Source organism: Aeromonas sp. D3 (assembly GCF_027705025.1).
In the GTDB taxonomy this organism is placed as follows: domain Bacteria; phylum Pseudomonadota; class Gammaproteobacteria; order Enterobacterales; family Aeromonadaceae; genus Aeromonas; species Aeromonas salmonicida.
On sequence record NZ_JAPDBE010000004.1, the window covers coordinates 17,746 to 43,827 of the forward strand.

The 26,082-nt window shown below is 61.5% G+C and carries 24 protein-coding genes; 11 read left to right on the forward strand and 13 right to left on the reverse strand.

Annotation, left to right across the window (positions count from 1 at the left end; all coding sequences use genetic code 11):
• The first annotated feature begins 47 nt into the window (after positions 1–47).
• Positions 48–629: a hypothetical protein gene (locus OKC28_RS03930; protein ID WP_059111607.1), complete on the forward strand. Its 582-nt coding sequence runs from the start codon at positions 48–50 to the stop codon at positions 627–629.
• A 223-nt stretch (positions 630–852) separates the two neighbouring features.
• Here the strand turns inward: OKC28_RS03930 and OKC28_RS03935 are convergent, their stop codons facing one another.
• Positions 853–1,305, reverse strand: coding sequence for a hypothetical protein (locus OKC28_RS03935; RefSeq protein ID WP_270687575.1), 453 nt, complete (start codon positions 1,303–1,305; stop codon positions 853–855).
• A 473-nt stretch (positions 1,306–1,778) separates the two neighbouring features.
• Between OKC28_RS03935 and OKC28_RS03940 the strand changes: the two genes are divergently transcribed.
• Positions 1,779–3,251, forward strand: coding sequence for a C69 family dipeptidase (locus tag OKC28_RS03940; RefSeq protein ID WP_270687577.1), 1,473 nt, complete (start codon positions 1,779–1,781; stop codon positions 3,249–3,251).
• Positions 3,252–3,312: 61 nt separating this feature from the next.
• Here the strand turns inward: OKC28_RS03940 and OKC28_RS03945 are convergent, their stop codons facing one another.
• Genes OKC28_RS03945 through OKC28_RS03955 form a run of 3 tightly spaced genes read right to left on the reverse strand, consistent with a single transcriptional unit; the run spans position 3,313 to position 4,903 of the window.
• Entirely contained in the window at positions 3,313–4,059 is a 747-nt protein-coding gene (locus OKC28_RS03945) for an SDR family oxidoreductase (RefSeq protein WP_270687579.1), read from the reverse strand.
• 56 nt (positions 4,060–4,115) lie between these two features.
• Positions 4,116–4,361: a DUF3624 domain-containing protein gene (locus OKC28_RS03950; RefSeq protein ID WP_099991521.1), complete on the reverse strand. Its 246-nt coding sequence runs from the start codon at positions 4,359–4,361 to the stop codon at positions 4,116–4,118.
• Positions 4,358–4,903: a GNAT family N-acetyltransferase gene (locus OKC28_RS03955; protein WP_011899119.1), complete on the reverse strand. Its 546-nt coding sequence runs from the start codon at positions 4,901–4,903 to the stop codon at positions 4,358–4,360. The genes OKC28_RS03950 and OKC28_RS03955 overlap by 4 nt, the downstream gene beginning before the upstream one ends.
• A gap of 188 nt (positions 4,904–5,091) precedes the next feature.
• Here OKC28_RS03955 and OKC28_RS03960 point away from each other — a divergent pair, with 188 nt between their 5' ends.
• Entirely contained in the window at positions 5,092–6,534 is a 1,443-nt protein-coding gene (locus OKC28_RS03960) for a RimK family protein (protein WP_270687582.1), read from the forward strand.
• Positions 6,535–6,558: 24 nt separating this feature from the next.
• On the forward strand, positions 6,559–7,095 hold the full coding sequence (locus tag OKC28_RS03965) for an MgtC/SapB family protein (RefSeq protein ID WP_005316094.1): 537 nt from the start codon (positions 6,559–6,561) through the stop codon (positions 7,093–7,095).
• Positions 7,096–7,150: 55 nt separating this feature from the next.
• Here the strand turns inward: OKC28_RS03965 and OKC28_RS03970 are convergent, their stop codons facing one another.
• From OKC28_RS03970 to OKC28_RS03980, 3 genes are all read right to left on the reverse strand, one after another.
• Positions 7,151–8,767 (reverse strand): alpha-amylase family protein, encoded by a 1,617-nt coding sequence (locus tag OKC28_RS03970; protein WP_270687585.1) that lies wholly within the window; start codon positions 8,765–8,767, stop codon positions 7,151–7,153.
• Between the two features lie 148 nt (positions 8,768–8,915).
• Positions 8,916–10,883 (reverse strand): TonB-dependent copper receptor, encoded by a 1,968-nt coding sequence (locus OKC28_RS03975; RefSeq protein ID WP_270687587.1) that lies wholly within the window; start codon positions 10,881–10,883, stop codon positions 8,916–8,918.
• Positions 10,884–11,126: 243 nt separating this feature from the next.
• Positions 11,127–11,384: a DUF2442 domain-containing protein gene (locus tag OKC28_RS03980; RefSeq protein WP_021138962.1), complete on the reverse strand. Its 258-nt coding sequence runs from the start codon at positions 11,382–11,384 to the stop codon at positions 11,127–11,129.
• Positions 11,385–11,643: 259 nt separating this feature from the next.
• Here OKC28_RS03980 and OKC28_RS03985 point away from each other — a divergent pair, with 259 nt between their 5' ends.
• Complete coding sequence (locus OKC28_RS03985; protein WP_270687601.1) at positions 11,644–13,608, forward strand: LTA synthase family protein; 1,965 nt, start codon at positions 11,644–11,646, stop codon at positions 13,606–13,608.
• A 64-nt stretch (positions 13,609–13,672) separates the two neighbouring features.
• Here the strand turns inward: OKC28_RS03985 and OKC28_RS03990 are convergent, their stop codons facing one another.
• Positions 13,673–14,143 (reverse strand): Lrp/AsnC family transcriptional regulator, encoded by a 471-nt coding sequence (locus OKC28_RS03990; protein ID WP_021138960.1) that lies wholly within the window; start codon positions 14,141–14,143, stop codon positions 13,673–13,675.
• 158 nt (positions 14,144–14,301) lie between these two features.
• Between OKC28_RS03990 and OKC28_RS03995 the strand changes: the two genes are divergently transcribed.
• The gene (locus OKC28_RS03995; RefSeq protein ID WP_212540520.1) at positions 14,302–14,820 is read left to right on the forward strand and encodes a cyclin-dependent kinase inhibitor 3 family protein; all 519 of its coding nucleotides are present in this window, start codon (positions 14,302–14,304) and stop codon (positions 14,818–14,820) included.
• A gap of 15 nt (positions 14,821–14,835) precedes the next feature.
• Here the strand turns inward: OKC28_RS03995 and metA are convergent, their stop codons facing one another.
• Positions 14,836–15,780 (reverse strand): homoserine O-acetyltransferase MetA, encoded by a 945-nt coding sequence (metA, locus tag OKC28_RS04000; protein WP_270687605.1) that lies wholly within the window; start codon positions 15,778–15,780, stop codon positions 14,836–14,838.
• Positions 15,781–15,925: 145 nt separating this feature from the next.
• Here metA and OKC28_RS04005 point away from each other — a divergent pair, with 145 nt between their 5' ends.
• Complete coding sequence (locus tag OKC28_RS04005; RefSeq protein ID WP_021138957.1) at positions 15,926–17,164, forward strand: HD-GYP domain-containing protein; 1,239 nt, start codon at positions 15,926–15,928, stop codon at positions 17,162–17,164.
• 58 nt (positions 17,165–17,222) lie between these two features.
• Complete coding sequence (locus OKC28_RS04010) at positions 17,223–18,386, forward strand: CinA family nicotinamide mononucleotide deamidase-related protein (RefSeq protein ID WP_270687607.1); 1,164 nt, start codon at positions 17,223–17,225, stop codon at positions 18,384–18,386.
• Positions 18,387–18,430: 44 nt separating this feature from the next.
• Here OKC28_RS04010 and OKC28_RS04015 read toward each other — a convergent pair whose 3' ends face one another.
• The 3 genes from OKC28_RS04015 to OKC28_RS04025 all read right to left on the reverse strand — a co-directional run bounded on the left by OKC28_RS04015 (position 18,431) and on the right by OKC28_RS04025 (position 21,531).
• Positions 18,431–19,525, reverse strand: a complete 1,095-nt coding sequence (locus OKC28_RS04015) for an ABC transporter permease (RefSeq protein WP_058394822.1) — start codon at positions 19,523–19,525, stop codon at positions 18,431–18,433.
• 109 nt (positions 19,526–19,634) lie between these two features.
• A complete protein-coding gene (locus tag OKC28_RS04020) occupies positions 19,635–20,564 on the reverse strand; it encodes an ABC transporter ATP-binding protein (RefSeq protein WP_021138954.1) in 930 nt (309 codons plus the stop codon).
• Positions 20,557–21,531: an HlyD family secretion protein gene (locus tag OKC28_RS04025; RefSeq protein WP_270687610.1), complete on the reverse strand. Its 975-nt coding sequence runs from the start codon at positions 21,529–21,531 to the stop codon at positions 20,557–20,559. Before OKC28_RS04025 ends, OKC28_RS04020 begins: the two co-directional genes overlap by 8 nt.
• Positions 21,532–21,819: 288 nt before the next feature.
• On the opposite strand from OKC28_RS04025, the gene OKC28_RS04030 reads away from it, so the two are divergent.
• From OKC28_RS04030 to OKC28_RS04040, 3 genes are all read left to right on the forward strand, one after another.
• Complete coding sequence (locus tag OKC28_RS04030; protein ID WP_333562726.1) at positions 21,820–23,487, forward strand: DUF342 domain-containing protein; 1,668 nt, start codon at positions 21,820–21,822, stop codon at positions 23,485–23,487.
• A 169-nt stretch (positions 23,488–23,656) separates the two neighbouring features.
• Entirely contained in the window at positions 23,657–24,466 is an 810-nt protein-coding gene (yidA, locus tag OKC28_RS04035; RefSeq protein ID WP_270687612.1) for a sugar-phosphatase, read from the forward strand.
• 366 nt (positions 24,467–24,832) lie between these two features.
• Positions 24,833–25,612 (forward strand): gamma-glutamyl-gamma-aminobutyrate hydrolase family protein, encoded by a 780-nt coding sequence (locus tag OKC28_RS04040; protein ID WP_212540526.1) that lies wholly within the window; start codon positions 24,833–24,835, stop codon positions 25,610–25,612.
• Here the strand turns inward: OKC28_RS04040 and OKC28_RS04045 are convergent.
• On the reverse strand, positions 25,609–26,022 hold the full coding sequence (locus tag OKC28_RS04045; RefSeq protein ID WP_192873393.1) for a hypothetical protein: 414 nt from the start codon (positions 26,020–26,022) through the stop codon (positions 25,609–25,611). The two genes, OKC28_RS04040 and OKC28_RS04045, sit on opposite strands and share 4 nt — an antisense overlap.
• Positions 26,023–26,082: the final 60 nt, after the last annotated feature.

Sequence of the window (26,082 nt, forward strand, 5' to 3'; positions counted from 1 at the left end):
CATGCCCACCTCCTTTCATCCTCATTTCCCGTCATAAGGTCTGAAACATGAAATTGAAGCATGCATGGATTGCCGGTCTGCTCTCCCTCTCGACCTGCCTGGTGCAAGCCGCCGAGGTGGTCACCGAAGTCGCGACCGCCCCGGGCAAGGCCAGTCTGGTTGAAGCCGTGACTGCCCAGGCGACGGTGACTGCCATCGACATGGCGAGCCGCAAGGTCAGCCTGAAAAATGACGCCGGTGAAGCGTTCGACATAGTCGCCGGTGAACAGGTCACCAACCTGCAAAACCTCAAGGTTGGCGATACGGTGGCACTGAGATACCTGCAGATGCTGGATCTGGAACTGCTCAAGGGCACGGCTGGCGTCAGACAGCGCGTCGTCGAGATGGATGCGGACAAGGCCGCCGCTGGCCAGAAGCCGGGGGCCGGGGTGGGTGTCAAGGTCACACTGTATGGGGACGTCATCGACGTCGACAAGGTGCAGCAGACGGTCACGGTCAAAGGGGTGGATCACACCCTGGTGGTCAAGGTGCACAACCCGGCGCAGTTTGCCCTGATCGCCAAAGGGGATCAGATCAAGGCTGTCCAGACCCAGGCGGTGGGTATCGGCATTGTGCCCGAGAAAAAATAGTACCCGAGAAGAAATAGCGCCTGAGAAGACATAGCGCCGGAGCAGAAACGGGGCCGGGGAGGCAGCAACCCCAAGAGCCCGTCAAAAAGGGAGGGACATCACCCCTCCCTTTCTCATTGTGATGTCATCATCCCTTCCACATGGGAAAGGCGGCGTCATTACCCGAGGCAACACCTTGCCCCCGATGACCACGGATTGCCGTTCGAGTCGTGCAGGCCATCACTCAGGTAGTCTTGGTCTCTTCCTTTGGCTCGCTCTTCTTGCCGGTGAGGCGATCCACGGCATCTTGCAGCATGGTCTCCTTCTGCTCGTTCAAGGCCTTGCTCTGCTGCTCGCGCTCTTCGGCAGAGAGTTGCTTGTTGTCGGCGATCGCCTTGAGCTTCACCTCTATCTCGTTGAACTTCTTGCGATCAAACCCAAGCGCCTTGTCCACCAGCTGCTGCATCATGCCCCCCTTGTCCGAGTTCATGTCCAGCGCAGGCGGCAGCTTGCTGTTCTTGGCCAGATGCTCATAGGTGAGCGCCTGCTGCGCCTTGCTGGTCAGTCGCTGGGAGGAGAGGTTGACCAACTCCTCCCAGCCGCCACCCTGACCACTGTCGGCACCGCTGAGGGTGGTGAGGGCGCGGGAGTTGGACGCACTCTGGGCAAGTTGCTGGCTGTAGGGTTTGATATCCATGGGGACTCCAATCTGTATGCCGATCCGGCATGACGCTTTGGCTGATTCGATAACATGGGGCGCCAGGCCCCACCATTGTCAATTAAACCAGCAAGTTACAGGCCAACTTTCCAGATGGGGCCAAATCCTGCACTCAGGCTGGCGCCACGCCCATTGCTCGTAGCAAGCCAGGCGTCAGAATCATGACTCCTGCGCCGCCCCGTCATGATATTGCGGCACATCTCTCTACACTCGAGCGCCTCTGCCAGAGAAAGCCAAGGATTAGCGCGCAGTTCACAAAACAAACAACTGCAGAAGCCTACAATTTTGGCGCACGATAGAACCAGCAAGCAGTGTTATGGATGAAATGTTTGCGACATCAATGATCGGCAGACCAATCCACCGGCATACTTCCATGCCGCCATCGGCCTGCGGCAGCGCGCATCCCATCCCACCGCCTGACTTTCACTCACAGTTACGCTTCGGGCAATGCCATGAAAAAACACACCTTGAGTCTCCTCTCCGCCACCCTGCTCACCCTGCTTGGCACCAGTGCCGACGCCTGCACCGGCCTTGTCGTCGGCAAGGGCGCCAGTGCCGACGGCAGCGTGATGATCGCCAGAAACGAGGATTTTGGCGTCAACAACTGGAACAAGTATTTGGCCTTCCGACCCGCCCAGCAGAACGAGGGCAAGGTCTGGAAGCTCGGCAACGGGCTGGAAGTGCCCATGCCCAAGGCCTTCCTCGCCTACTCCGCCATTCGCGACTGGGACGCCGCCACCAGCGACCCCGCGGGCAAATATTATGAGGAGCGCGGCATCAACGAGTTCAACGTCGCCCTCTCGGCCACCACCAGTGCCGAGGTCAACGACAGTGCCCAAAAAGCCGATCCGCTGATCGAGAAGGGAGTGATTGAAGCCATCATCCCCACCCTGATCCTGCCGCAGGCCAGGAGCGCCAAAGAAGGCGTCGCGCTGCTTGGCCGCTATGTGGAGCAATATGGCGCCGGTGAGGGCAACAGCCTCTACCTGGCGGATGTGAACGAGGCCTGGCTGATGGAGATTGGCTCCGGCCACCACTGGATCGCGGTGCAGGTGCCGGACGACAGCTACGCCATGGTGGCCAACGGTCTGCGCATCCACGGCGTCAATCTAGACAGCGCCGATGTGCTGCACTCGCCCAAGCTTCTGGAGTTCGTGCACCAGCACAAGCTGCTGGATAACGCCGATCCCAAGGACTTCAATTTCGCCAAGGCGTTCGGGGTCATTGCCGACCCCTATAACGTGGATCGGGAGTGGCTCGGCCAACAAATGCTGACAGCCTCCCACCAGCAGGCGACCCGGCAGGCGCAATACCCGCTGTTCATGAAACCGGATGCCCCCATCGCCGTGCCGGACGTGGCCAGGGTGCTGAGCGCCACCTATGAGGGCACGCCGCTCGCTGGCAAGGCGGAGCGACCGATCCGCATCGATCGTCAGCTCGAATCCCACGTGATCCAGCTGCGCAAGGAGATGCCCAAGGAGCTGCAGGGGCTCATCTGGCAGAGCTACGGCGTGCTGGCCGAATCCGTGATGGTGCCGCTCTACAGCCCACTGGAATCCTACCCTCTGCCCTATCGCATCGGCAGCGACAGCTACTCCGATGATTCCGCCTACTGGCAGTTCCGCAGCCTGACAGCGCTGGCCAACACCAATCCGGACAAGTATCTGCCGCTGCTGCGGGGCGTCTGGAGCAAGGAGAGCGCCAAGCTCTACAAGGAAGTGGCGGTGCTCGACAAGACCCTCAAGCAGACCTACACCAACGACAAGGCCACCGCGCTCGGACTGGCCGCCGACTACTCCTACGGCCAGCTGGAGCAGACCTACCAGATGGCCAAAGAGTTGCGCTACAAGCTGATGACGGATCTCACCAAGAGCACGGAGAAGAAATATTCAGAGGAGGAGTTCAAGAAGATCATGAGCCTCTGACCGACTCAGCAAATAAAAGAGGCACCCAAGGGTGCCTCTTTTATTTCGTCAGCTACAGCCGTCAGCGACGGCTGATATGGAGCGGGCCGAAGGTCTGCGCCACCGGCATGATCTCGATACTGTTGATATTGACGTGGGCGGGCTGCTGGCTGACCCAGAGCACTGTGTTGGCGATGTCTTCCGGCTGAATGGCCTGCACCCCCTGATAGACGGTGGCCGCCTTGGCATCGTCACCGTGGAAGCGCACGTTGGAGAACTCGGTGCCGCCGCACAGACCCGGCTCCACATTGGTGACGCGGATGGCGGTGCCCGCCAGATCGGCGCGCAGGTTCAAGCTGAACTGCTTCACGAACGCCTTGGTGGCGCCGTAGACGTTGCCGCCCGGATAGGGGTAGGTGCCTGCGATGGAGCCTATGTTGACTACGTGGCCACGATTGCGCGCCACCATGCCTGGCAGCAGCAGGCGGGTGAGCAGGGTCAGGCCGCTGATATTGGTGGCTATCATCTGCTCCCAGTCTTCGAGATCCGCCTTGTGGGCGGGTTCCAGCCCCAGGGCCAGACCGGCGTTGTTGACCAGCAGATCCACTTCTTGCCAGGCAGCCGGCAGGCCAGCGATGGCGGCTTGAGTCGCCGTCTTGTCCTGCACGTCGAATACCAGCGGCAGGAAGCTGTCACCCAGCTCATCGCCCAAGGCAGCCAGACGTTCAGCACGTCGGCCTGTGCCTATCACCCTGTAACCCGCGTTCACCAGCTGGCGGCTGATGGCCTCCCCAAAGCCGGACGAAGCACCCGTTACCATTGCAATCATCTGAACCTCCATATCTACACCGATATTGTTATTTATGTGTTTGAATCCACTCAGATTCATTCATCGCTCAATTCACGCCCGGTCACCTTTCGCCAGACAAATACCACCAGATGGAGCAGGAACAGGCCTGAGCCTCCCAGCGCGAACAGCAGACCAGTGAGGGCATTGACCGAGGTGTCGGCACCAAACCACCACCACACCAGCCAGCCGATCAGGCCGATGACAAACGTCTGGATGGCGCAGACAGGGCAGCGCCCCAGCTTGGCCTTGATGGCGGTGGCAAGGCAGTCTTCACAACTCATCCTGAGCAGCCCGCCTTGCCGTGTTGCAAGGCTGCTTTACCGCCTATGCGGTGCTTGCGGGCCAGACCGCGCAGCTGACGCTCCTCGTCACCAATGAGTGACAACACCAGCCGGTGAGCATGCTGGTCGCGGCCATAGTAATCCGGCAACCTCTGCTGTGCCTTGAATCCCAGCGCCTGATAGAGGGCAAGCGCCTCTTCATTGGCATCGCCCACCTCGAGGCGCACTGCCCCCCAGCCAGCTTCGCGCCCCTCCCGGATCACCTGCTCCAGCAGACGGCGGGCCCAGCCCTGACGACGAATGGTCCAGCGGATGGCGAGGGTCTGGATCACCAGCCGATCCCACCCTCTGTGCTCCAGCAGGCTGAGATATCCCATCAGCTGTGACGTCTCATCCAGCAGCAGCAGGGTGCGCCCCTTGGCGTGGGTGAGCAGATAGTGCCAGCGGCTGCGGCCAAAGGCGACTTCGGGGGGAAAGCAGTAGCGTTCCAGCTTAACGATGGCGCCCAAATCATCGGTTCGGGCCGCGCGCACGGTCAACACAGGGAGTCCTTGTTCGGTTATTTATCTTCAGCACCAGAAATGCGACTTGTATCACAAGTTACCAAAGCAGAATATTAGGCACTGTAACCTCTTGTTTCCCCTCGCGCCATTGTCGTGCTTGTCGGTGCATCGAAGCCCACTGGGGATACTGCCATTCAAGGCAGTCCTTTCTGTGGAGCCGAAGAACTATGAGTACCTATGTCATCGTCGAAGAGCTGGGCGACTGGCCTTGCCATGCCGATTATCTGCTGACCGCCCGCACCTACCTGCAACACGGCGTGCCGACCACGGGCGGCAGACCCCGCATCATCAACCTCTGCCGCGATCTGGAGCACCTGAGCGCGGGCTACTACTGCTCCCTGCTGGCGCAGGCCCGGGGTCATCACTGCCTGCCGGGATTGCAAGCCATCAGCGTGTTGCAACCCCAGCAGCCGCCAGCCAAGCTGTGGCGCAAGGTGCAGGGCTGGCTGGCCCAGCAGAGCGAGGATCGCATTCGGGTTCGCGCCATCTTCGGTCAGAGCGAACAGAGCGAGCTGGCGGGACTGGCCCGCTACTACTACGGCCTGAGCCAGTTGCCGCTGCAGGAGCTGACCCTCAAACGCGGTCGGCACGGCTGGTCGGTGCGCCAGCAACAAAGCCTGTCTCCACTGGATCTGAGCCAGAGCGAGAAGGCACTGATGCTGCACCATGCCCAGGCGCTGGTCGGCGCCGGGGATGGGGAGCATGCGGCGCCGCTCTACCAGCTCGCTATCCTGGTGGATCCCGATGATGGCCGCGCCAGCAGCGATGCCCTGGCCCTCGACCGCTTCATCAAGGCGGCCGCTGCACAGGGGATCCAGGCCGAGATACTTGCCCCCTCCGCCATAGAGCGGCTGCCGGAGTTCGACACCCTCTGGCTGCGGGCAGAAACCGCCGTCGGCCACTACACCTTCGAATTTGCCCGCCGCGCCGAGCAGCTCAAGATGCCGGTGATCGACAGCTCCCGCGCCATCCTCGCCTGCAGCAACAAGCTCTATCTCTACGAGCTGATGGTGCGCAGCGGCGTGCCCATGCCGCCCACCATGGTGGTCACCCGCCGTGGTCGCCACCAGGTGGACGAGCTGGTGCAGCGGCTCGACCTGCCGTTGATGGTAAAAGTGCCCGACGGTGCCCAGGGGCGGGATCTCGCCATGGCCAGCGATGAACAGCAGCTTGCCCGCCTGTTGGACGAAGGACTGGGTCGCTCCGCCCTGCTGCTGGTGCAAAGCCGGATCCCTGCCGAATTTGACTGGCGTATCGGCTTTCTCGACGGCTCGCCGCTGTTCGCCTGTCGCCGCTACCGCCCCGAACCCGGCAACCGCATCCGCCGCCGCAAACACCCCCTCGACATGAGCCGGATAGAGGCACTGCCGCTCACCGAGGTACCGGAACGAGTGCTGCAAACGGCCCGCCGCGCCGTGCATCAGCTCGGCAACGGCCTGTTCGGGGTCGACCTGCGCCAGCAGGGGCGCGACTGCGTGCTGCTGGAAATCATCGACAATCCCTGGATACGTGGCGATATTGAGGACAGAGAGGCAAAGGACCTCTACGAGCGCCTGGCCAGGGCCTTCCGGCAACGGCTGGAAAACCGGGGGCAAAGCGCGGCAGGATAACAAGCATCGACAGCAGAGGTGATTATGATGACAGCGGATTGGTGGGACATAGCGCCCCTTGGCTGGGAGAACATCCTGGCCTGCCTGGTATGCGGCACCCTGGTGGGGCTGGAGCGGCAACTGCGCGGCAAGCCGGTCGGGATCCGCACCTCTTCGCTCATCATTCTCGGCACTTACTGCTTTCTCGCCATCGGTGCCGCCGTCAGCCCCCAGGGAGCCGATCAGGCACGGGTGCTGGGTCAACTCATCACGGGGATCGGCTTTCTCGGCGCCGGCGTCATGATGACCCGGGATGGTCAGGTACTGGGCGTCACCTCGGCTGCGACCGTCTGGATGCTGGCGGCACTCGGCGCCCTCATCGGCATGGAGATGCTGCACCAGGCCGTGTTGCTCACCGGCGTCACCCTGGCCATTCTGGTGGGGGTGGATTATCTCGAGACCAGCTTCAAGAGTCTGCGCCGCGGGGTGCACAACCGGCTGGAGAGCTGGCGCCACGGCAATAGCCATGCGCCTGCCGCCAATACCCATCAGGACGAGCTTGGCAGCGGTATCGAGAAGTAACCCACCACAATGAACAAGGGCTCCAGACTGGAGCCCTTGTTGTTACTCGCCAGCCTTATTGCAACAGCAGGAAGCGACCGCTCAGCGGTGGCAAGTCCACCGTCACACTGCTGCCACCCAGCGCCAGACTCTCGCCGCTTTGCAGATCCACCAGGGCACTGCCACTACGCAGTTTGCCGACCGGCAGGGCATAGCTTTGAGGCGTGGTGGAGACGTTGAGCAGGTAGACAATCTGCTCTGCCGCCGTCTGTTTGATGTCGCCATAAACACTGCCATCGGCCACCAGCTTGACTCGCTCCCCCTGATAGAGGGCGGGATGCGTGGCGCGCATCGCCAGCAACTGGCTGAGCCACTGCTTGAGCTCGGCCTGATCGCTGCTCGGCACGAAACCGGTGACACCGGGCACCTTGCCATCGCTGCGGGCCACGTGATCGTCACAGAGTCCCTGCGCCGCGCAGTCGCCGCTCACCTGCTTGGCAAAGCCCGGTACCTCGTCGCCAAACTCCTCGCCGTAATAGAAGGTGATGGGGCCTGAGCGAGCCGCGAGGAAGCTGAAGGCCGCCTTGTGGCGCTGCCAGTAGTCCGCCGGATTGAAATTTCCCCGCTCCAGCAGGTCACCGAAGCGTACCAAATCGTGGTTGCCCAGCATCAGATTTGGCATGGCGTGGCTGGGGTAGTTCTCCACCTTGTTCCAGCTGGCATCCAGCACGCTGGCCCCCTGCCCGCCCTTGCCGGACTCCTCCACCGCCAGCGCCTGTACTATGCCGTAGCGCAGCGGGAAGTCGAATGCCGAGGAGAGCGCCGGCTTGTCGCTCGGGCCATAAGCCTGGGCCCGGATCTCGTCAGCACTCTTCCATACCTCACCCACCATGTAGCCCAGGGTGCCCCACTGTTGGCCCGCTGCCTTGCGTGCCGCACTGGCCTGTTCGACCTCGCCGCGAATGGCACGCCATTCGTCCAGCCCCAGCTGATAGGCCTGATCCAGTCGCCAGCCATCGATGCCGTACTGTTCGACCCAGTAACGCGCCACCTCCTTGAAGTAGGCGAGGCTCTCGGGTTGGCTGTAATCCACCAGCTGGCCCGGATAACCGGCCCCCCCGCTCTTGAGCGCAGGCTGGCGCCCCTCTGGCGACGGCTTGCTCACTCCCACCTTGTTGACGTGACCGAACACGCCATCGAGGAAGACGTAAAGGCCGCGCTGGTGCGCCGCATCCACCAGCTGTTTGAGCTGGGCATTGCTGCCAAAGTTGGGATCCACGGTGAAAAAATCACAGGCGAAGTAGCCGGTAGCATCCAGCTTGTCATCCCCCCCCTGACCCGCGCAGGAGTCAAATACAGGGGTGAGCCAGATGGCGTTGACGTTGAGGCTCTTGATGTGATCCAGGCTGTCGATGATCCCTTGCAGATCGCCGTTGTGCCCGGAGGGGCCATAACCGACGCCGTAGTTGGCGGCGCTGTCGCCATCGACGAAAGACTCCACCATCACCTGATAGGTTCTCAGGTTGCAGGCGGCCTGGTCATTGCCGTAACAGGCGCGGCTGGCCGAGGTCACCGGTGGATTGACCAGAGGTGGCTGAGCCTCGCTGCTGGAGCCACCGCCCCCGCTGCCGCACGCCGTCAGGAACAATGCGGCCCCGAGCAGGCCGCCATAGCGCAAACGTCCTTGTTTCATTGTTATCTTCCCGCTGTGGTGGTGCTGGCGCAGAGCGCGCCACCCTTGAAGCCATGATACCCAGCTCACCACTGCGGGTCTGTGACTGAAAACGTTACCCGCTTCAGTCGGTTAGAGCCCCCTGGCTGGCAGTTGGCACACACCCGGTTCAAAGCACGCCGGCAGAGGCGAAGCGATAGTTGACTGACAGCCAGAAGGCGCGGCCCGGCTCGGGAATACGACCAATCTGCTCATACCCCAGCCCAGCCTGGCTGGCGTGTACCGACTTGGAGAGGTGCTCGTAGTAGAAGGTATCGAACAGGTTGTCGATACCGGCGGACAACTGCCACCCTTCGCTCACCTGCCAGGCACCGCTCAGGTTCATGGTGAAGAAACCAGGTGTCTCCCCCTGATCCTGACCGGCCACAGTGCCCGATCCCACATCTACCCTCTTCTGCGCCGCGACGGCGCGCCCCAGCAGCGTAAAGCTCCAGTCCTCATCCGGCTGCCAGCCCAGGGCCAGCTTGCCATCGAGTGGTGGCATCTGGGCCAGCGGCTTGCTGTCGCTCCGGTTTTCGCCGTAGACCACTGCCAGACCACCATCGAGGCGCCACTGTTCGGCAAACTGCCAGCGCCCTTCCAGCTCGCCGCCCCGGGTCTGGGCCTCTATGTTGCGCACCTGGTTCGACTTGCTGTGATAGAGCAGGTAGTCCTTGATGTCGGCACTGAACAGGGAGAGGGTCAGATCCAGATCGCGGCTGCGCAGGGCCAGCCCGGCATCCCACTGGCGGCTGCGCTCGGGGTTGAGAGTGAAGGGGACCCTGTCCTTGCTGCGCTCCCAGTAATCCGGTGCCCGCTCGGCCTGGCCCCAGGCCAGATAGCTCGACCAGGCTGGCGACCACTGGTATTCGTAGCGGCCAAAGCCGCTGTCGAGCACCAGCTTGTCGCTATAGAGGGTCTGATCGCCGGCGCCATATTTGGTGGTCTCCACCCGATCCTGACGATAACCCCCCTTGTAGCTGTGGGCCCCCTGTTGGCGACCCAGCTCGCTGAACCAGCCTTGCTGTTCGAATCGCAAAGTACGCTGGCGAGGCTGGCTGGCGTAATCCACACCACTGCGGGCCCTGTGCTGATCCCGGTTGGCATCGAGTCCGGCGGTCAGCAACCAGTCGGCCGGCAGGGCGATATCGTTGGCCCAGCGGCCGCCGGTATTGCGACGATCCGGGTTGGAAAGCATCTTGATGCCGCTGTTTGGCCGCAGGCTGAAGTTGTCCATGATGTGGTCTATGTCGTTGTCCCACAGCGTCAGCTCACTGCGGCGCCACTGCTGGCTGATCGCCTCCTGCTTGAACTTGAGACCGAAAGACTCCCGGTCGAACATGGGGCCATCCATCATGCGATCCGCGTAGGCGGCGCGGGCGTTGCTGCGCTCGGCGGTCAGCTCGAGCAGGGTATTGTCGCCCGGCGTCCAGCCCAGCTGGGCCGTGCCGTTTTCCCGACGATAGAAGGAGCGCACCTTGTCGCCATGACCATCGCGGTAGTCATCGCTGTCGGAGTGGGTGAACTGGCCGCGCAGATAGCCCTCGGGGGCGCCGACGGTGGCATCCAGCATCTGGTCGTCACGACCGGAACTGCCATACAGCGCCGAGGCTTCGGCCTTGACACCGGGAGCACTGAACTCGGGTCTGTCTCGCTCAAACAGCACGGTTCCCGCCAGGGTGGCACCCTGCTCCAGGGATTGCGGCCCCTTCAACACCCGTATCCGGTCGAAAGATTGGGGAAATACATAGGCGGTGGGCGGGTCCATGCGACCGCCACAGCCACCGGCCAGCATGCCGCCATCCATCTGCACGTTGAGGCGGGACATGCCCATCCCCCGCAGCACGGGATCGCCCCCCAGCCCCCCCTTGCGCACCATGCTCATGCCGGTGACGTTCTTCAGATAACCGGCGCCATCGGCGGCAGGCATGGGGGAGCCCGGCTTCTTGGGATCCAGGGTCACTTCCAGAGTGCTGGTCGGGCGGCTGGCGACCACCACCATGGGCTCCAGCCGTTGCACCTGCTCCTGACCGGCTGCGCCGTGGCAGGCGAGGCCACCCACCAGCAAGGCGAGAGGGGTGCGCATAAAATGAGCCATGAATTTTCCTTATCTATCTATTTATCTTGTTTTTTTAATCTCTACCAAAAAACCTTTCTGCTGGGGAAAGGTTTGCCATCTGGCCGCAAAAAAGGCCTGCGACCAAGATGTGGCAAGCCTTGTCAGGCGACGGCAAGAGAGGGTTGGCAAAATGTTGCGCAGGTTTTACCCAAATTGGGTAGAGAAGGCAAACGGACAAACATTCCAGTTACAGGAATCTGGGGATGGCTCACAAAAAGAGGGTTAGTTGAAGGCTTCCCGCTCATTGATGGGTTTGATCAGGTGATACACCTCGTGGGCCGAGAGGGTGCAGCCAGCGGGCCATTCCAGCTGATGACGGCGGTTGATGAAGACCCTGGCACAGCGCCGCTCCGAATCCAGCGCCGCAAACAGGGGCTGTGTGCGCCAGGGGGCCAGATCCAGCGCTCCCGTGGTACCGTCGGAGAGCACCACAAACAGCCGCCATCCCTGCAAATATTCCACATCGATAAAAACCGGCATCCCTTCGGCTCCGATTGAGAAAATTCGGCGCCATTATAAACAAGCCCCCAGCGCCGCTTTGCAGGACGGATCACACTTTTTCCAGCCATTTATGCTGTCTTCAATCCCTGCGTCTTGTCACATAAAGGGCATAAATCGTGCCAAAACATCCCTTTTATCGGCAACTACACGCAACCTTTCTCAAAGCTCAGTGTCATAAGCCTGCAATATAAAAACAATGTGCCTGAGGACGGGTGCAAACAGGCTTGTAGGAACAACAATGACCACTATCAGACAATGGCTGGGACCGTTTTGGCCCATCGCCGTTTTTTCATTTATCGCGCTTGTCTCTCTCTCCGCCAGCCGAGTCGGCCTCGGCGTTTGGCAACTGGAACGGGTCAATGCCGTCGCAGGTTGGCCAGAGATGCTGCTGCAAGGGCTGCGGGTCGATATCGCGACCCTCTGCTGGCTGTGGGGTGTCCCCGCCATGCTGACCATGCTGCTGGCCGGGCCCCACGCCATTGGCCGGGCCTGGTTGCAGCTCATCAGGGTCTGGCTGACGCTGGGACTCTGGCTGATGCTCTTCCTCGAGATCTCCACTCCCTCTTTCGTGACCGAGTACGGCGTGAGGCCCAACCGCCTCTATGTGGAGTACCTCATCTATCCGAAAGAAGTGCTCTCCATGCTGTGGGCCGGCCGCAAGGGTGAACTGCTGATCGCCATGTTGTTCAGCCTGCTGACCCTGGGAGGAGGTTGGTGGCTGAGCGGTCGTCTGCTGCGCGGACTCAGCTTCCCCCGCTGGTATCTGCGCCCGGCCTTCGCCCTGCTCATTCTCACCATCGGCTTCCTCGGCGCCCGCTCCAGTCTGGGTCATCGCCCTCTGAATCCGGCCATGGTCGCCTTTGCCAGCGACCCTCTGATCAATGCCCTTACCGTCAACTCCGCCTACTCGGTGTTTTTCGCCATCAAGCAGATGGGGGGCGAAGAGGATGCCAGCCAGTTCTATGGCCAGTTGCCTCGGCAACAGATCCTTGACCTCATTCGCCAGGAGAGCGGCCGCGAGCCCCATGACTTCAGCTCGACGGCCCTGCCCAGCCAGACCTTCAACGAAGCCAGCTATATCGGCCAACCCAAGAATCTGGTGATCCTGTTGCAAGAGAGCCTGGGAGCCCAGTTCGTCGGCTCCCTCGGCGGCCTGCCGCTCACCCCCAATCTGGATGCTCTCTCGCAACAGGGTTGGGCATTCGAGCAGCTCTACGCCACTGGCACCCGTTCGGTGCGCGGCATAGAAGCTGTGCTGACCGGTTTCACGCCGACCCCGGCCCAGGCCGTGGTCAAGCTAGGCAAGAGCCAGACCAACTTCTTTACCATCGCGGATCTGCTCAAGCAACGCGGCTACGACACCAGCTTCATCTATGGTGGCGAGAGCCATTTCGACAACATGCGCAGCTTCTTCCTCGGCAACGGCTTTACCACCATAGTCGAACAGAAAGACTTCAAGAACCCGGTATTCGAGGGCTCTTGGGGCGCCTCCGACGAGGACCTGATGACCAAGGCAGACGAGACCTTCAAGGCGCTGCACAAGGAGGGCAAGCCCTTCTTCAGCCTGGTGTTCAGCTCCAGCAACCACGATCCTTTTGAATTCCCGGACGATCGCATCGCGCTCTACGAACAACCCAAGCAGACCCGCAACAACGCCGCCAAGTACGCGGACTACGCCATCGGGGAGTTCTTCAAGAAGGCGAAGCAGTCCGACTACTGGAAAGACACCCTGTTTCTGGTCATCGCCGACCACGACAGTCGGGTTGGTGGTGACAGTCTGGTCCCCATTCCCCGCTTCCACATTCCCGGCGTCATCATCGGTGACGGCATAACCCCGAAGCAGGACCCGCGCATCGTCAGCCAGATCGACATGGCACCGACCCTGCTCTCCCTGATGGGGATAAGCGCCGACTATCCCATGCTGGGCAAGGATCTGACCCGCATGCCAGCCGACTGGCCGGGGCGCGCCATCATGCAGTACGACAAGAACTTCGCCCTGATGCGGGGCAAGGATGTGGTGATCCTGCAACCGGAGCGTCCGGCGCAAGGCTTCATCTATGAGGATGCCAGCGAAACCCTCACACCTGCACCGCAACCGGATGCCATGAAGGATGCCGCCCTCGGGCTGGCGCTGTGGGGGAGTCTGGCCTACCAGAAAGGGCTCTACCAGACGGCGCCGGATACCCGGACAGTGCTGAACTGATCCCGCCAACGCAACAATATAAAACCCGCCAGTTGGCGGGTTTTATATTGGGCGAGACACGCCATCAGATATTGAGGAAACAGGGCAGGGAACGGCTGAATCTGTGCTCGAACACCAGCGAGGTTTCGAGGTGCACCACCTCTTCCCGTGAAGTGAAGTGATCGAACACGAAGTTGCGCAGGTGCTCGGTATCGGCGACGCAGAGGTGCACCAGAAAATCATCCTTGCCACCCATGTGAAACAGGCTGATCACCTCGGGCAACGCCAGTATGGCATCGCGGAAGGCATCGATGATCTGGCGGCTGTGGCGCGCCAGTTGCAGCGAAACCATGGCCTGGATATGGCCACCCAGCGCCTGATGATCCACTTCGCAATGTGCCCCCTTGAGCACCCCGTCCTGCTGCAGCTTGCGCACCCGCTCCAGGCAAGTGGACGGAGCCACCCCGACCAGGGCAGCCAGATCCTTGTTGGTCATGCCCGCATCGCGAAACAGATGGGCCAGGATATCCAAATCCAGTTGATCCAGGTTTCTCATCTTAACTCCTTGAACCGATCAATTTTTTAGACTCTGCCCGTAAACCGGGCCGAACACAACGCAGATTGACATAGAGGCAGCACCCCCTATGCTTTGGCGCACTCAGGAGCCGGGCCATATCAGGCCCCCTCCCCCTTGCAGGCCTCATAAGGACCTTTATGTACTCGTCTCATCCCTTCTGGAGCCAGGAAGTGCCCCGCGTCGATGGCCAGTTGCTGCTGACCCCCTGCCCCGGCACCCAGCAGGTACCGCTGCCACTGGCACTGGATCAGCTGAGGTTTGCCGGTGCCCACGGGGTAGTGACGCTCATGACCGCCACCGAGCTGGCAGAGCTGGATCTGGCGCACCTCGGTCGTCAGGTCGAGCAGGAAGGCATGCGCTGGTTCCACCTGCCCATCGAAGACGATCAGGCCCCCGATGCCACCTTCGAACACGCCTGGCAGCTGGCGTTGCCACAACTGAGCGCGCTGCTGCACGATGGCAAGCATCTGGTCATCCACTGTCAGGGGGGCAGCGGCCGCACAGGTCTGGTCGCGGCCGCCCTGCTGATCTCCCTCGGCCAGCCACAACAGGAGGCCATGGCCGCCATCAAGGCCCACAGGCCCAAGGCCTTCACCCTGCCGGCGCATCGCCAATGGCTGGATGCCCTGGCCACGAGGCTGGATCAGGCCGACTGACCCTGACCGCTCGCCCTACTTGGGTTGCTGGTAGGTAAATACCTTGCCGATATCTTCCACTCGATAGCTGGTGAGCTGGTAGACGTAATAGTTGAGCCAGTTGGAAAACAACAGATGGCCGTGGCTGCGCCAGCTGGCGCGCGGCGGCTGGGCCGGATCATTGTTCGGGTAGTAGTTGACCGGAATGACGGGGTCGAGCCCGGCCGCCAGATCCCGCTGATACTCTCCATCCAGGGTCAGCACATCGTATTCAGGGTGGCCGGTGACAAATACCTGACGACAATCATTGGTGGCCGCCAGGTAGACCCCCGCCTCCTCGGACTCGGCAAAGATCTGCAGGTCGGTGTGGGCACGGATGAGATCCCCGTCGAAGGCCGCATAGCGAGAGTGGGGCGCCACGAACTCGTCGTCGAAACCACGCAGCAGCGGCTCGTTCTCATCGAGGCGATGGTGGCGATAGACACCGGACAGTTTCTCGCCATGGGTCTGCTTTTCCATGCCATACAGGGCCTTGAGCGCCGCCTGTACGGCCCAGCAGAGGAACAGGGTCGAGGTCACGTGTTGATGGGACCACTCTATGATCTCGACGATCCGCGGCCAATAGACCACCTCCTCGAACTCCACCAGCCCGAGTGGTGCCCCCGTGATGATCATGCCGTCATAGTTGTTGCCGCGAACCTGCTCGAAATCGTGATAGAAGTTCTCGAGATGGGCCTGAGGCGTGTTCTTCGACTCCCGATCGTCGATGCGCAGCAGATCCACGTCTACCTGCAGCGGCGAGTTGGAGAGCATCCGCATCAGCTGGATCTCGGTTTCAATCTTCTTGGGCATCAGGTTGAGGATCAACACCCGCAATGGGCGGATGTTCTGGGTGACGGCCCTGGATTCCGTCATCACGAAGATGTTCTCCTGCCCCAGCACTTCGGCGGCAGGTAACTGATCCGGGATCTTGATCGGCATGCTTACTCCCTGTACTGCATCGGTAAATATGTCTGGACATCCAGAAGCCTATAACAAAGCCACCCAGCCTGTCATCAGATACCTTTTGTATTCACCCCCACCTTTGACTAGCATACGGCTCAGTGTGTCTCTCGCAGCCAAGACAATGACAGGTATCAAAATTTCCGTGGACCGACTGCAAGTCGGCAATTTCGTCTCTCTGCCACTGGGTTGGCGCGAACACCCCTTCCTGTTTTCCAGCTTCAAGCTCAAGAATGAAGAAGAGATAGAGTTGATCCGTCGGCTCGGGCTCAAGATGGTCACCATCATTCCGGACAAGAGCGATGCGCCGCCCAAGCCACTGAGCCAGATCCAGGCACAGCCTGCCGAGGTGCCGGACACTTCGCTGCGCCAGGCCGAGATGCAGCGGGATAAAGAGCAGCGCATCGAGCAGTTGCAACAGTATCGTCGTGATTTGCAGCAGTGCGAGAAGCAGTTCCAGCAATCCCTGGCGCAGGTACGCAGCGTCATGAGCAAGATCCAGTCCCGTCCCCTCAACGCCATCGGCGAGGCCCAGGAGCTGATCAACGCCATGACGGAGCAACTGCTGGCGGTGGATGAGATGGTGCTGCACCTGGTCTCCGACAGCGAAGATAGCAACAACCTCTACTTCCACTCCCTCAACGTCAGCGTACTCAGCATGCTGCTGGCCAAGGAGTGCAACATGTCGGCCGACCAGATCCGTCAGGTCGGCATGGGCGCCCTGTTCCACGACATCGGCAAGCTGAAGATCCCGAGCCAGATACTGCGCAAGACAGAACCACTCACCAAGCCGGAGCAGAACCTGATGGCCCAGCATTCACGCTACGGCCTGGATCTGCTCAATCTGGCCAAGGATTTCCCCGCCGAGGCGAAAGGCATCGTGCTGCATCACCACGAATATCTGGATGGCAGCGGGCCCGAGGGGCTCAAGGGTGGGCAACTCGACCCGCTTACCCAGATGGTGTCGCTGATCAACGAGTACGACAACCTCTGCCACCTGCAGGCCAAGGTGCCCTACTCGGCCCTGAGCGGCCTCTACAAGCAGCGCAAGGCCCAGTTCAACCCTGAATACCTCAGCATGCTGATCCGGTTGATGGGCATATACCCGCCAGGCAGCGTGGTGCAGCTCTCCAACGGTCAGGTGGGACTGGTGATGTCGGTCAATGCCTCCCGCCTGCTCTACCCCTCTGTGCTGGTGTACGATCCTCGCATTCCTCGCCAGGAGGCTGTCATCATAGATTTGCAGCAGGCCGAGCTGTCCATCGCCAAGGTAATCCACCCCAAGCGACTGCCGCCAGCCGTGTTTGAATACCTCAATCCACGCACCCGGATCAGCTACTACTTCGAACAAGCCAAACCCTGATTGCCCCGGCCATGGTGCATGGCCGTCCCGGTTCACTTCCCCAGCCCAAGGAGCACCCATGCGTATCGAGATCATCAGTACCGGAGACGAAATAGTGACTGGGCTGGTGGTGGATACCAATGCCGCCTGGCTCAGCGCCCTGCTGCTGGATCAGGGCTGGCAGGTGCGCCGCCGCGCCACAGTGGGGGACAACCTCGCCGACCTGAAAACCGTGCTGCAGGAGAGCGCCAGCCGCGCCGACGTGGTGCTGGTGTGCGGCGGCCTGGGCCCCACCGCCGATGACCTCACTGCGCAGGCGGCAGCCGAAGCGTTCGGGCAATCGCTAACGCTGTTCCCTAAATGGCTGGCCACCATAGCGACGCGCTACGCCAGTCGGGGGCGCCCCATGGCGCAAAGCAACGCCAAGCAGGCCTGGCTGCCACAGGGGTGCGAGATCCTGGACAATCCGGTCGGCACCGCCTGCGGTTTCGTGGTCAGTCAGATGAACGGCCATGGCCCGTGTCAGCTCTTCTTCACCCCGGGCGTACCGTTCGAGTTCAAGCAGATGGTACGCGAGCAGATCTTGCCGCGCCTCAAACAGCTGGCTGGCGCGCAGACCGATACCGAGCTGCGCCGTTTCTACAGCTTCGGCATCTCGGAATCGGCCCTCTCGGACATGCTGGATGCGACGCCCTGGCCGGCAGGCATAGAGCTGGGTTATCGCTCCGCCATGCCGTTGATCGAGCTGAAACTCATCGGCCACGGTGCGACCAGGGCAGACATGGAGGCCGCCGAGGCGCGGCTGCTCGCAGCCATCCAGCCCTGGCTGGTGGGACGCGGGAATGACGAACCCGCGCAGCAGATCCTGACCCTGCTGGGAGACAAACCGCTGACGCTGCTGGAGGGGGAGAGCCGGGGTGCCCTGCTTGCACTCTGCCACGACCATCCCCGGCTGGAGGCTCACTACAGCCCCCATCTTGCCAGCGATCTGGCATTGCTGCCCGGCACCACAGTGGGCTTGCATCTGACCATAGGACAAGAGGGGGCTGACGGCGTGCCGCTGCTGCTCTGCGCCCATGGGCAGCAGACCGGCCAGACGGTGAGAGTCAACCATCCGGACCCCGAGAGCCGACGCAAGATCCTCGCCTTCGCCGCCCTCGACATGCTGCGCCGCCACCTGCAAGGCTTGCCCGTGCTCGGCGACTACCTCACCCTGGCCAGAACGACGCAGCGCAGCAGCTAGGCATCAAACGCCGCTACCCGCGCAAGCTGGCATCGGCGTACGCTTCAATCCAGACTCTTCTTGAACCTGTGGGCAGCCAGGGTCAGCACCAGCAGGGTGAACCCCGCCAGCCAGAACACATCCGGCAGCAACTCCGACAGCTCCCCTCCCCGCAGCACTATGCCCCTGATCAGCCTCATGAAGTGGGTGGCAGGCAGCACCTCTGCAATCCACTGGGCCGCCACCGGCATCCCCTCGTAGGGAAACATGAAGCCCGACAGCAATATGGATGGCAGCAGTATGAACACCGTCATCTGCATCGCCTGCAACTGGGTCTGGGCCAGGGTGGAAATGAGCAGCCCCAGGGTCAGACTGGCGGCGATAAACAACAGGGTCGCCAGCAGCACCTGACTGAGTGCCCCGTTGATCGGTACGTCAAAGATGAAGTGGCCGAGCCCGAGTATGATGGCCACCTGAACCAGCCCCACGCCGATATAGGGCAGTATCTTGCCAAGCATCAGCTCCATGGAGCTGACCGGGGTAGTGATGAGCAGTTCCAGATTGCCGCGCTCCCGTTCGCGCACTATGGCCGCCGAGGTGAACATGATCATGGTCATGGTGAGGATCACCCCGAGCAGACCGGGCACTATGTTGACCGCAGATCGCCTAGCCGGATTGAAGTAGAGCACTGTCTCGAAAGTGGGTGGGGCAGATTCAAGGCCCGGTTTCAGATCCGAGAGCGGCATGTTGCGAAGGCCGAGCAGGGCCCCGGCTATCATGGTATCCGAGCCATCCACCAGCCACTGACCCGCCGTCTCACCGGCGCTGAGGCGGCGGCTCAAGTCAGGGGGCAGCACCAGCACGGCCCGCACCTCGCCCCGGGTCAGGGCGGCCTCCGCCTCCTGTACCCCCACATAATGGTGTTCTATGCGCACCACCTGGCTCGCCTTCACCGCCTCCACCAGCAGCCGTCCCGGCACGCTCTGGCTCATCTCCACCAGCCCCACCGGTATGTGGCGCACATCCGTGTTGATGGCGTAGCCGAACAGCAGCAGCTGGATCAGGGGTATCATCACCACCATGCCAAACGTCAGTCTGTCCCGCGCCAGCTGCCTGAGCTCTTTCTGGGTAATGGCCCAGAGCCGTCGCAGACTGTTCATCGACTCGCTCCTTCAGGGCTCATCACAGCCACAGTGCCAAAGATCAGTCTGTCCCGCGCCAGCTGCCTGAGTTCTTTCTGGGTAATGGCCCAGAGCCGTCGCAGACTGTTCATGCCCCTGGCTCCTGACCGGTACAGCTGACAAACACATCCTCCAGACTGGGCCTGACCAGCGCCATGGCGGCACCGGCCAACGCTGGGCAGGCCTGCTGCAACCAGGCAACCGGTTCAGCCAGCTCCTTGTCCACCAGCACCCGCAACCGCTGGCCAAGCTGGGCGGCGGATCGCACCTGTGTCAGCTGCAGCAACTGCTGCTTGAGCAACCGCAAGTCCCTGGTCTGCACTTCCACCACCCGGGTGCTCATGGCATCCATCAGCGCCTGTGGCGACCCCTGGGCCCGCACCTGCCCCGCCTCCATGATGGCCAGCGCATGGCAGCGCTCCGCCTCGTCCATGTAGTGGGTGGTCACCAGTATGGTGGTGCCCCCTTCGCTGAGATCGAACAGTTTCTCCCAGAAATCGCGCCGGTTCTGCGGATCCACCGCCGAGGTGGGTTCGTCGAGCAGCAACAGGTCCGGATGGTGGATCACTGCCGCCGCCAGCGCCAGCCGCTGCTTCTGGCCGCCGCTCATGGCACCGGCCCGCTGCCGCGTCAGCGACGTCAGTTCATAGGTCTCCAGCAACGCGTGCAGGCGCGCCGTCAGCGACTGGCCAGCCATACCGTGAATGCGCCCCATAAACTCCAGATTTTCCCAAGTCGTCAGCTCGTCATAGAGGGAGAACTTCTGGGTCATGTAGCCGATCCGGCGCCTGAGCGCTTCGGCTTGTTTCGGAATGCTCAGACCCAACACCTCCACTTCTCCCGCCGAGGGCGTGAGCAGGCCGGTCAGCATGCGCAGTGTGGTGGATTTGCCGCAGCCGTTGGGGCCGAGAAAACCGTGTATCTGCCCTCTGGGCACGCAGAGATCCAGCCCGTTCACCGCCAGAAAATCGCCAAAGCGCCGGCTGACCCCCTTGGCACGGATCGCCAGCTCACTCATGAGCAGGCCCCTCATCGCCGGGATCGGCCTGCAGCGGCAAGCCGCTCGGCAGATCCTGCGCCCCGTCGGGCAGGTCTATCTCGGCCAGATAGACGAGTCGGGCCCTGTCCTGTTCGTTGAGGGCGTAGTAGGGAGTGAAAGCCGGCTCTTTCGAGATCCAGCGCAACCGGCCGGTGAGCGGCTCGGTCACCCCATCCACCACCACCCGCACCGGCTGGCCGATGCGGTAACTGGCGAGGGAGGGCTCAGGCACATAGACCCGGGCGTAGGGTGCCTGATCCGCTTGAATGGCGGCCAGCACAGCACCGACCGACACCCTTTCGCCGATATGATAGGGCAGGCTGTCGAGCCGACCACTGCGAGTGGCAACGATGGAGAGATCCGCCAGCTCCCGTTCGGCCAGCGCTACCTCGGAACTGGCTGCCTGCAGGGCCGCATCGGCCTCGTCAATGTCTTCGCTGCGTACGCCACGGGCCAACTTGTCGAGCTGCTGGCGGGCCCCATCCTGCTCTGCCAGCGCGCCGTCGCGCAGGGCGCGGGCCTTGTCGAGATCCGCCGGGCTGACCAGCTTCTGACGCACCAGTCGGTCGATGCGTACGAAGTTGCGCTCGCTCTCCCTGACATTGGCCTCGGCCTTGTCGAGATTGGCACGGGCGGCGGCAATGTCCTCCGGTCGTTCGCCATTGGTCATGCGGGCGAGGGCCGCACGAGCTTGCGCCTCCCCGGCACGGGCACGGGCCAGCACCGCCTGCTGGCGGCGATCGTCCAGTCTTGCCAGCAGTGTCCCCTCCTCCACCATGCTCCCCTGGGCCACCGGCAAGGCCCGGATAATCTCGCTGGCGGTGGCGGTCAGCAGCACCCGATCCCGCTCCAGCGTACCGAGCGCCGTGGTAGAGACCTGCGGCTGGCAGGCAGTCAGCAGGCTAAACAGGCCTAAAGGCAACAGACAATGACGCAAGATCGACACTCCTCTCGTGACCTGCAATCTCGTCCCGATACAAGGCATTCCGGGGCGCTGGGCCGGCACGTCTCTCACTGACAAGCCGGTTCATTGAGTGGTCAGCATACCCGCTGTCATCCCTGATTTCCTCGTCCCAGCTCACCCATTTGTACTTAGCGCGTTGACCCAAAAAGAGAAATACCCGAATACTGCAGACCGGCGTGATGTTGATGACTCGCGTTTTTAATAAAAAGCCGATTAAATGGAAGCAAGAAGCGATCTCACTGGGGATCATGACGAGAGTAAGGGAGCCGGGTGTTAAGCAAAGAGTGGTTACTGTTATCAGCCGATATGGAATACGCCTGTCTGCGCATCGTGCCCGGGCTGACCAAACCCGTTTCGGAGAGCAACATCCTGGCGTTGTTGCAGGCCTCCAACTGTCGCCGCTACCAGCCGCTGCCGGAGGGGATCAAGCAGGCCATCAGCTTGCTCAATACCCTGTTGAGCAACCCGGCCGCCCCGCTGCCCCGCAACCCTGTGCCCATCGCCCAGCGCCACGATGCCCGTGTCACGCTGATCGTTGAGAAGGACCGGATGAGCGCTGTCGCCCAGATAACCGCCGATTGGGGTGGCAAGTGTCTCACCACAGAACAGCTGGAGCTGGCAATCCAGGCCAGCGAGGCCAACCAGGGAATTCAGGATGCGCTCATTGCCGCAGCCATACAGACCGCCAGGGAGGCGGCACCGGGCTCCTTGCTCAAGTTGCCGGTGGCGCTGGGCCAGGCAGCGGTCAATGGCAAGGACACCCATCTGGAGCTGCTGGTGGAGACACCCACCGAGCGGATCCTCAAGCCCCAGGAACAAGATAATGGCCGTGTCGACATGCGGGATCTGGGCACCATAGTCACGGTCAAAGCCGGTGCCCAGTTGATGCGGCGCCACCCTGCGACCAAGGGGGTGCCCGGTTTTACCGTCACGGGCCAGGATCTGCCCGCCAAAGATGGCAAAGACAGCACCATGAGCGCAGGCGATGGCACTTGTCTCTCCCCTGACGATCCGGATTTGCTGCTTGCCAGCCGGGCCGGCCTCCCCTGCAAGGAAAAAGCGGGCATGAAGGTAGATGAGGTCTTGAGCGTCAAGCAGGTGGATGCTCGCCACGGCCATATCACCTTTGAAGGGGGGCTCATCGTCAATGCCGACGTCCAGCCCGGCATGAAGGTCAAGGTCAGTGGCGACATCGTCATCGGTGGTTTTATCGAAGGGGCCGAGATCGAAGCTGGCGGCAGCATAACGGTACGCCATGGCATCATAGGTCGGCGCAACGAGCAGGGGGAATACCTGTGCCGCCTCAGTGCCCAGGGCGAGATCCACGCCAGTTATGCCCAGTACGCCAAGCTGGAAGCAGGGGGCGACATCCAGATCCAGAGCCAGCTCAACCACTGTTACAGTTGCAGCGGGCAAGACATCAAAGTGGGCGACACCAATATGCGCAAAGGGCATCTGCTCGGCGGCACCAGCATTGCCAATCGCCTCATCATGGCCCCCATTCTGGGCGCCTCAGCGGCCAACCACACCAAGTTGCAGATCCTTGGCGGCTACTTCACCCACAAGGAGCAGGAGCTGGCCCTGCGCCAGCGCAAGCAGGAGTGCCGGGCCCAGCTGGACAAGCTGCAGGATCTGCTGCTCAAGTTGTTGCAGTTGCCCAGCGACAAACGCAACCCCGAGACCCTGCAGAAGATAAAGCTGATCCGTACCAAGCATCTCGAGGAGAGCAAGCTGCTGGATGAGCAGCTGGAGGCAGCTCAGGAGGAGCTGCAAAAGCTGATGGCGGAGATGGATATCATCGCCACCCAACGGGTCTTCTCCGGGGTCGAGGTGGAGATGGCCCACTATCACTGTCGGGTCGATATCGAGCATGGCCCCATCCACTTTGCCATTCGCGAAGATCAGGTGCAGCTGACCCCTTACGTACCGCAAAAATGACCCAGGCCGGAGACAACCGGCCCTCTCCTCATCGCCCTTCCACCTTGCGAGCGGGCGCCCAATACTCGGAATCCATCCCGTCAATCCGTGATCCAGACGGCGATTTTCGCTACACTCGGCCTCCCATTGGCCCCATAGGGCGGGCCAGCCAGACTTCAGGTAGTGAGAGATGTACAAGCTGATCGCATTGGATATGGATGGCACCCTGCTGAACCCCCAGGGCCAGATTTCACCCCGCACCCACGCCGCCATTGCCGCCGCCCGCGCCAAGGGAGTGACAGTGGTGCTTGCCTCGGGCCGCCCCCTGGAAGGGATGAGCCGCTATCTGGCAGAGCTCGGCCTCACGGGTCAGGATGACTACGTCATCTGTTACAACGGCGCTCTGGTGCAGCAGGTTGCCGACCAGCGCATCATTCGCAGCCAACTGCTCACCGGAAGCGACGCCAGCGCCATCGCCAGACTGGCAGACGAGCTGGAGGTGAACGTACACGGCTTCTCGGTCAGTCAGGGCCTCATCAGTCCCAAAGTCAGCACCTATACAGAGCACGAATCCCGCCTCATCGGCATGCCCATCAATCTGATCGATTTTGCCACTCTGGCGGCCGACGAACAGATCATGAAGGTGATGATGATCGACGAGCCACCCCGGCTCTCCCGCGCCATCGAGCGCCTGCCAGCCGAGCTGTACCAACGCTACACTGTGGTGCAGAGCGCCCCCTTCTTCCTCGAATTCATGAACAAGCAGAGCAACAAGGGCACAGGGGTCGCCGCACTGGCCGAACATCTGGGCCTTGACGCCTCCCAGGTCATCGCAGTGGGGGATGCAGGCAACGACCATCACATGATTGAATACGCAGGACTGGGGGTGGCCATGGGCAACGCCACCGATGAAATCAAGGCGCTGGCCCAACACATCACGGGCCGCAACGACGAGGATGGTGTCGCCCAGGTGATCGAGCGGTTCATCCTGAACGCCTGAGCCAAACAAGGGGCCTCCACCAGGGCCCCTTCTGCTATCCGGCCAACCTGATCAGATGTTTAATATATCCACCACAAGTATCCCCTTCATACCCACTGCATCCCGTCAAAGCCTCTATAAAAGGGACTCAAGCCTGTGTGCTGCTCATGGCGATTAACATTTCAGCATCATTTCGTTTGACATATTGAACGGCCTTGGCAGACTGAGATCAGGATCCAGGCCGTCATTGCCCAGGCTGACCGACGATTCTGGTACTGCGGCACGACCCTGATCCCACGACCATGCCTTGAGGCATGCCCTTGCCTTCTCGCTGGCAGCAAGGGCCTTCCCAAGGCGCAGGACCGCAAAGGATAGCCAAGGTGAATCATGACTCGCATCCCCCACACCCCGCGTAAACCCGTCGTACTGATGACAATGGGCGCCCAGCCCCGCAACGGTCATGCCTATCAGGTGATGACCCACAAATACATAACCCCCCTGGTGGACATCAGTGGCTGTGTGCCACTACTGGTCCCCACCTGCTGCGGAACAGAAGACCTGGCGCAGTACCTGGATCTGGCCGATGGCGTCTATCTGAGCGGCGCCGGATCCAACATAGATCCAGCCCTCTATGGCCAGGAGAACCTTACCCCGGAGAAGCAGCAGGACAGAGACAGGGATCTGTTCGACATTCCGCTGGTACGTGCCGCTCTCGATCGCGGTCTGCCAATCCTCGGGATCTGTCGCGGCATGCAGGAGATCAACGTGGCCCTCGGGGGCGACATACACCAGAAGGTCTACAGCGAACCCGGCTTTGACGACCACAGGGAAGATTCAGACGATCCGGTCGATGAACAGTACGGGGAGAGTCACCAGATTGAACTGGTGCCCGGCAGCTGGTTTGCAGATCTGATGGGGCAACCTGCTATCCCCGTCAACTCGCTGCATGGACAGGGGATCAAGACGCTGGCAAAGGGGCTTGAGCCGCTGGCCCATGCCGAAGACGGGCTGGTCGAGGCCATTCATGCCCCCACCCTCTCCCCCTTCCTGCTGGCGGTACAGTGGCATCCTGAGTGGAAGGCGACCGAAAATCCCCACTCCATCAAGATCTTCCAGGCCTTTGGTGACGCCTGCCGCCAACGCCGTGATGCCACTCCCGACAGCTAGTCACCGAACCCACGCGGCTTGAGCTTGGGCAAGCCACCGCGCTCGGGACGCATAGTGCTGCACACATCCATGCCCTTGAGCCCGCGCTGGATATGATCCGGCGTGTGGCCAAACACCATGCCGTTGCTGCGATAAAGGTTGTCATCGTCGAGCTCGAACAGCTCGCCACCAATGAGCATCTGTTCACGACCATCCACCACCTTGCCCCGTTTCAGCGGCAGCGTCATGTCGGTCAGCACCTCGCCGGTGGCACACCCCTCAAGCCAGCGGGCTTCGTCGGAGAAAGGGGTAATGGCAATCTCGCGCCAGGATCCATCCCTGAACTCGACCCTGTATCTGTCAGTGAACAGATCGCATCCAGCCAGTGGCAACAATGCCACCAAGCAGATGATTTTCTTTGTTAATTGCACCAAGTCACACTCTCCTGTCGAGACTGACAACAGCATAAATAAATCGTGTCGCCAGCGCAC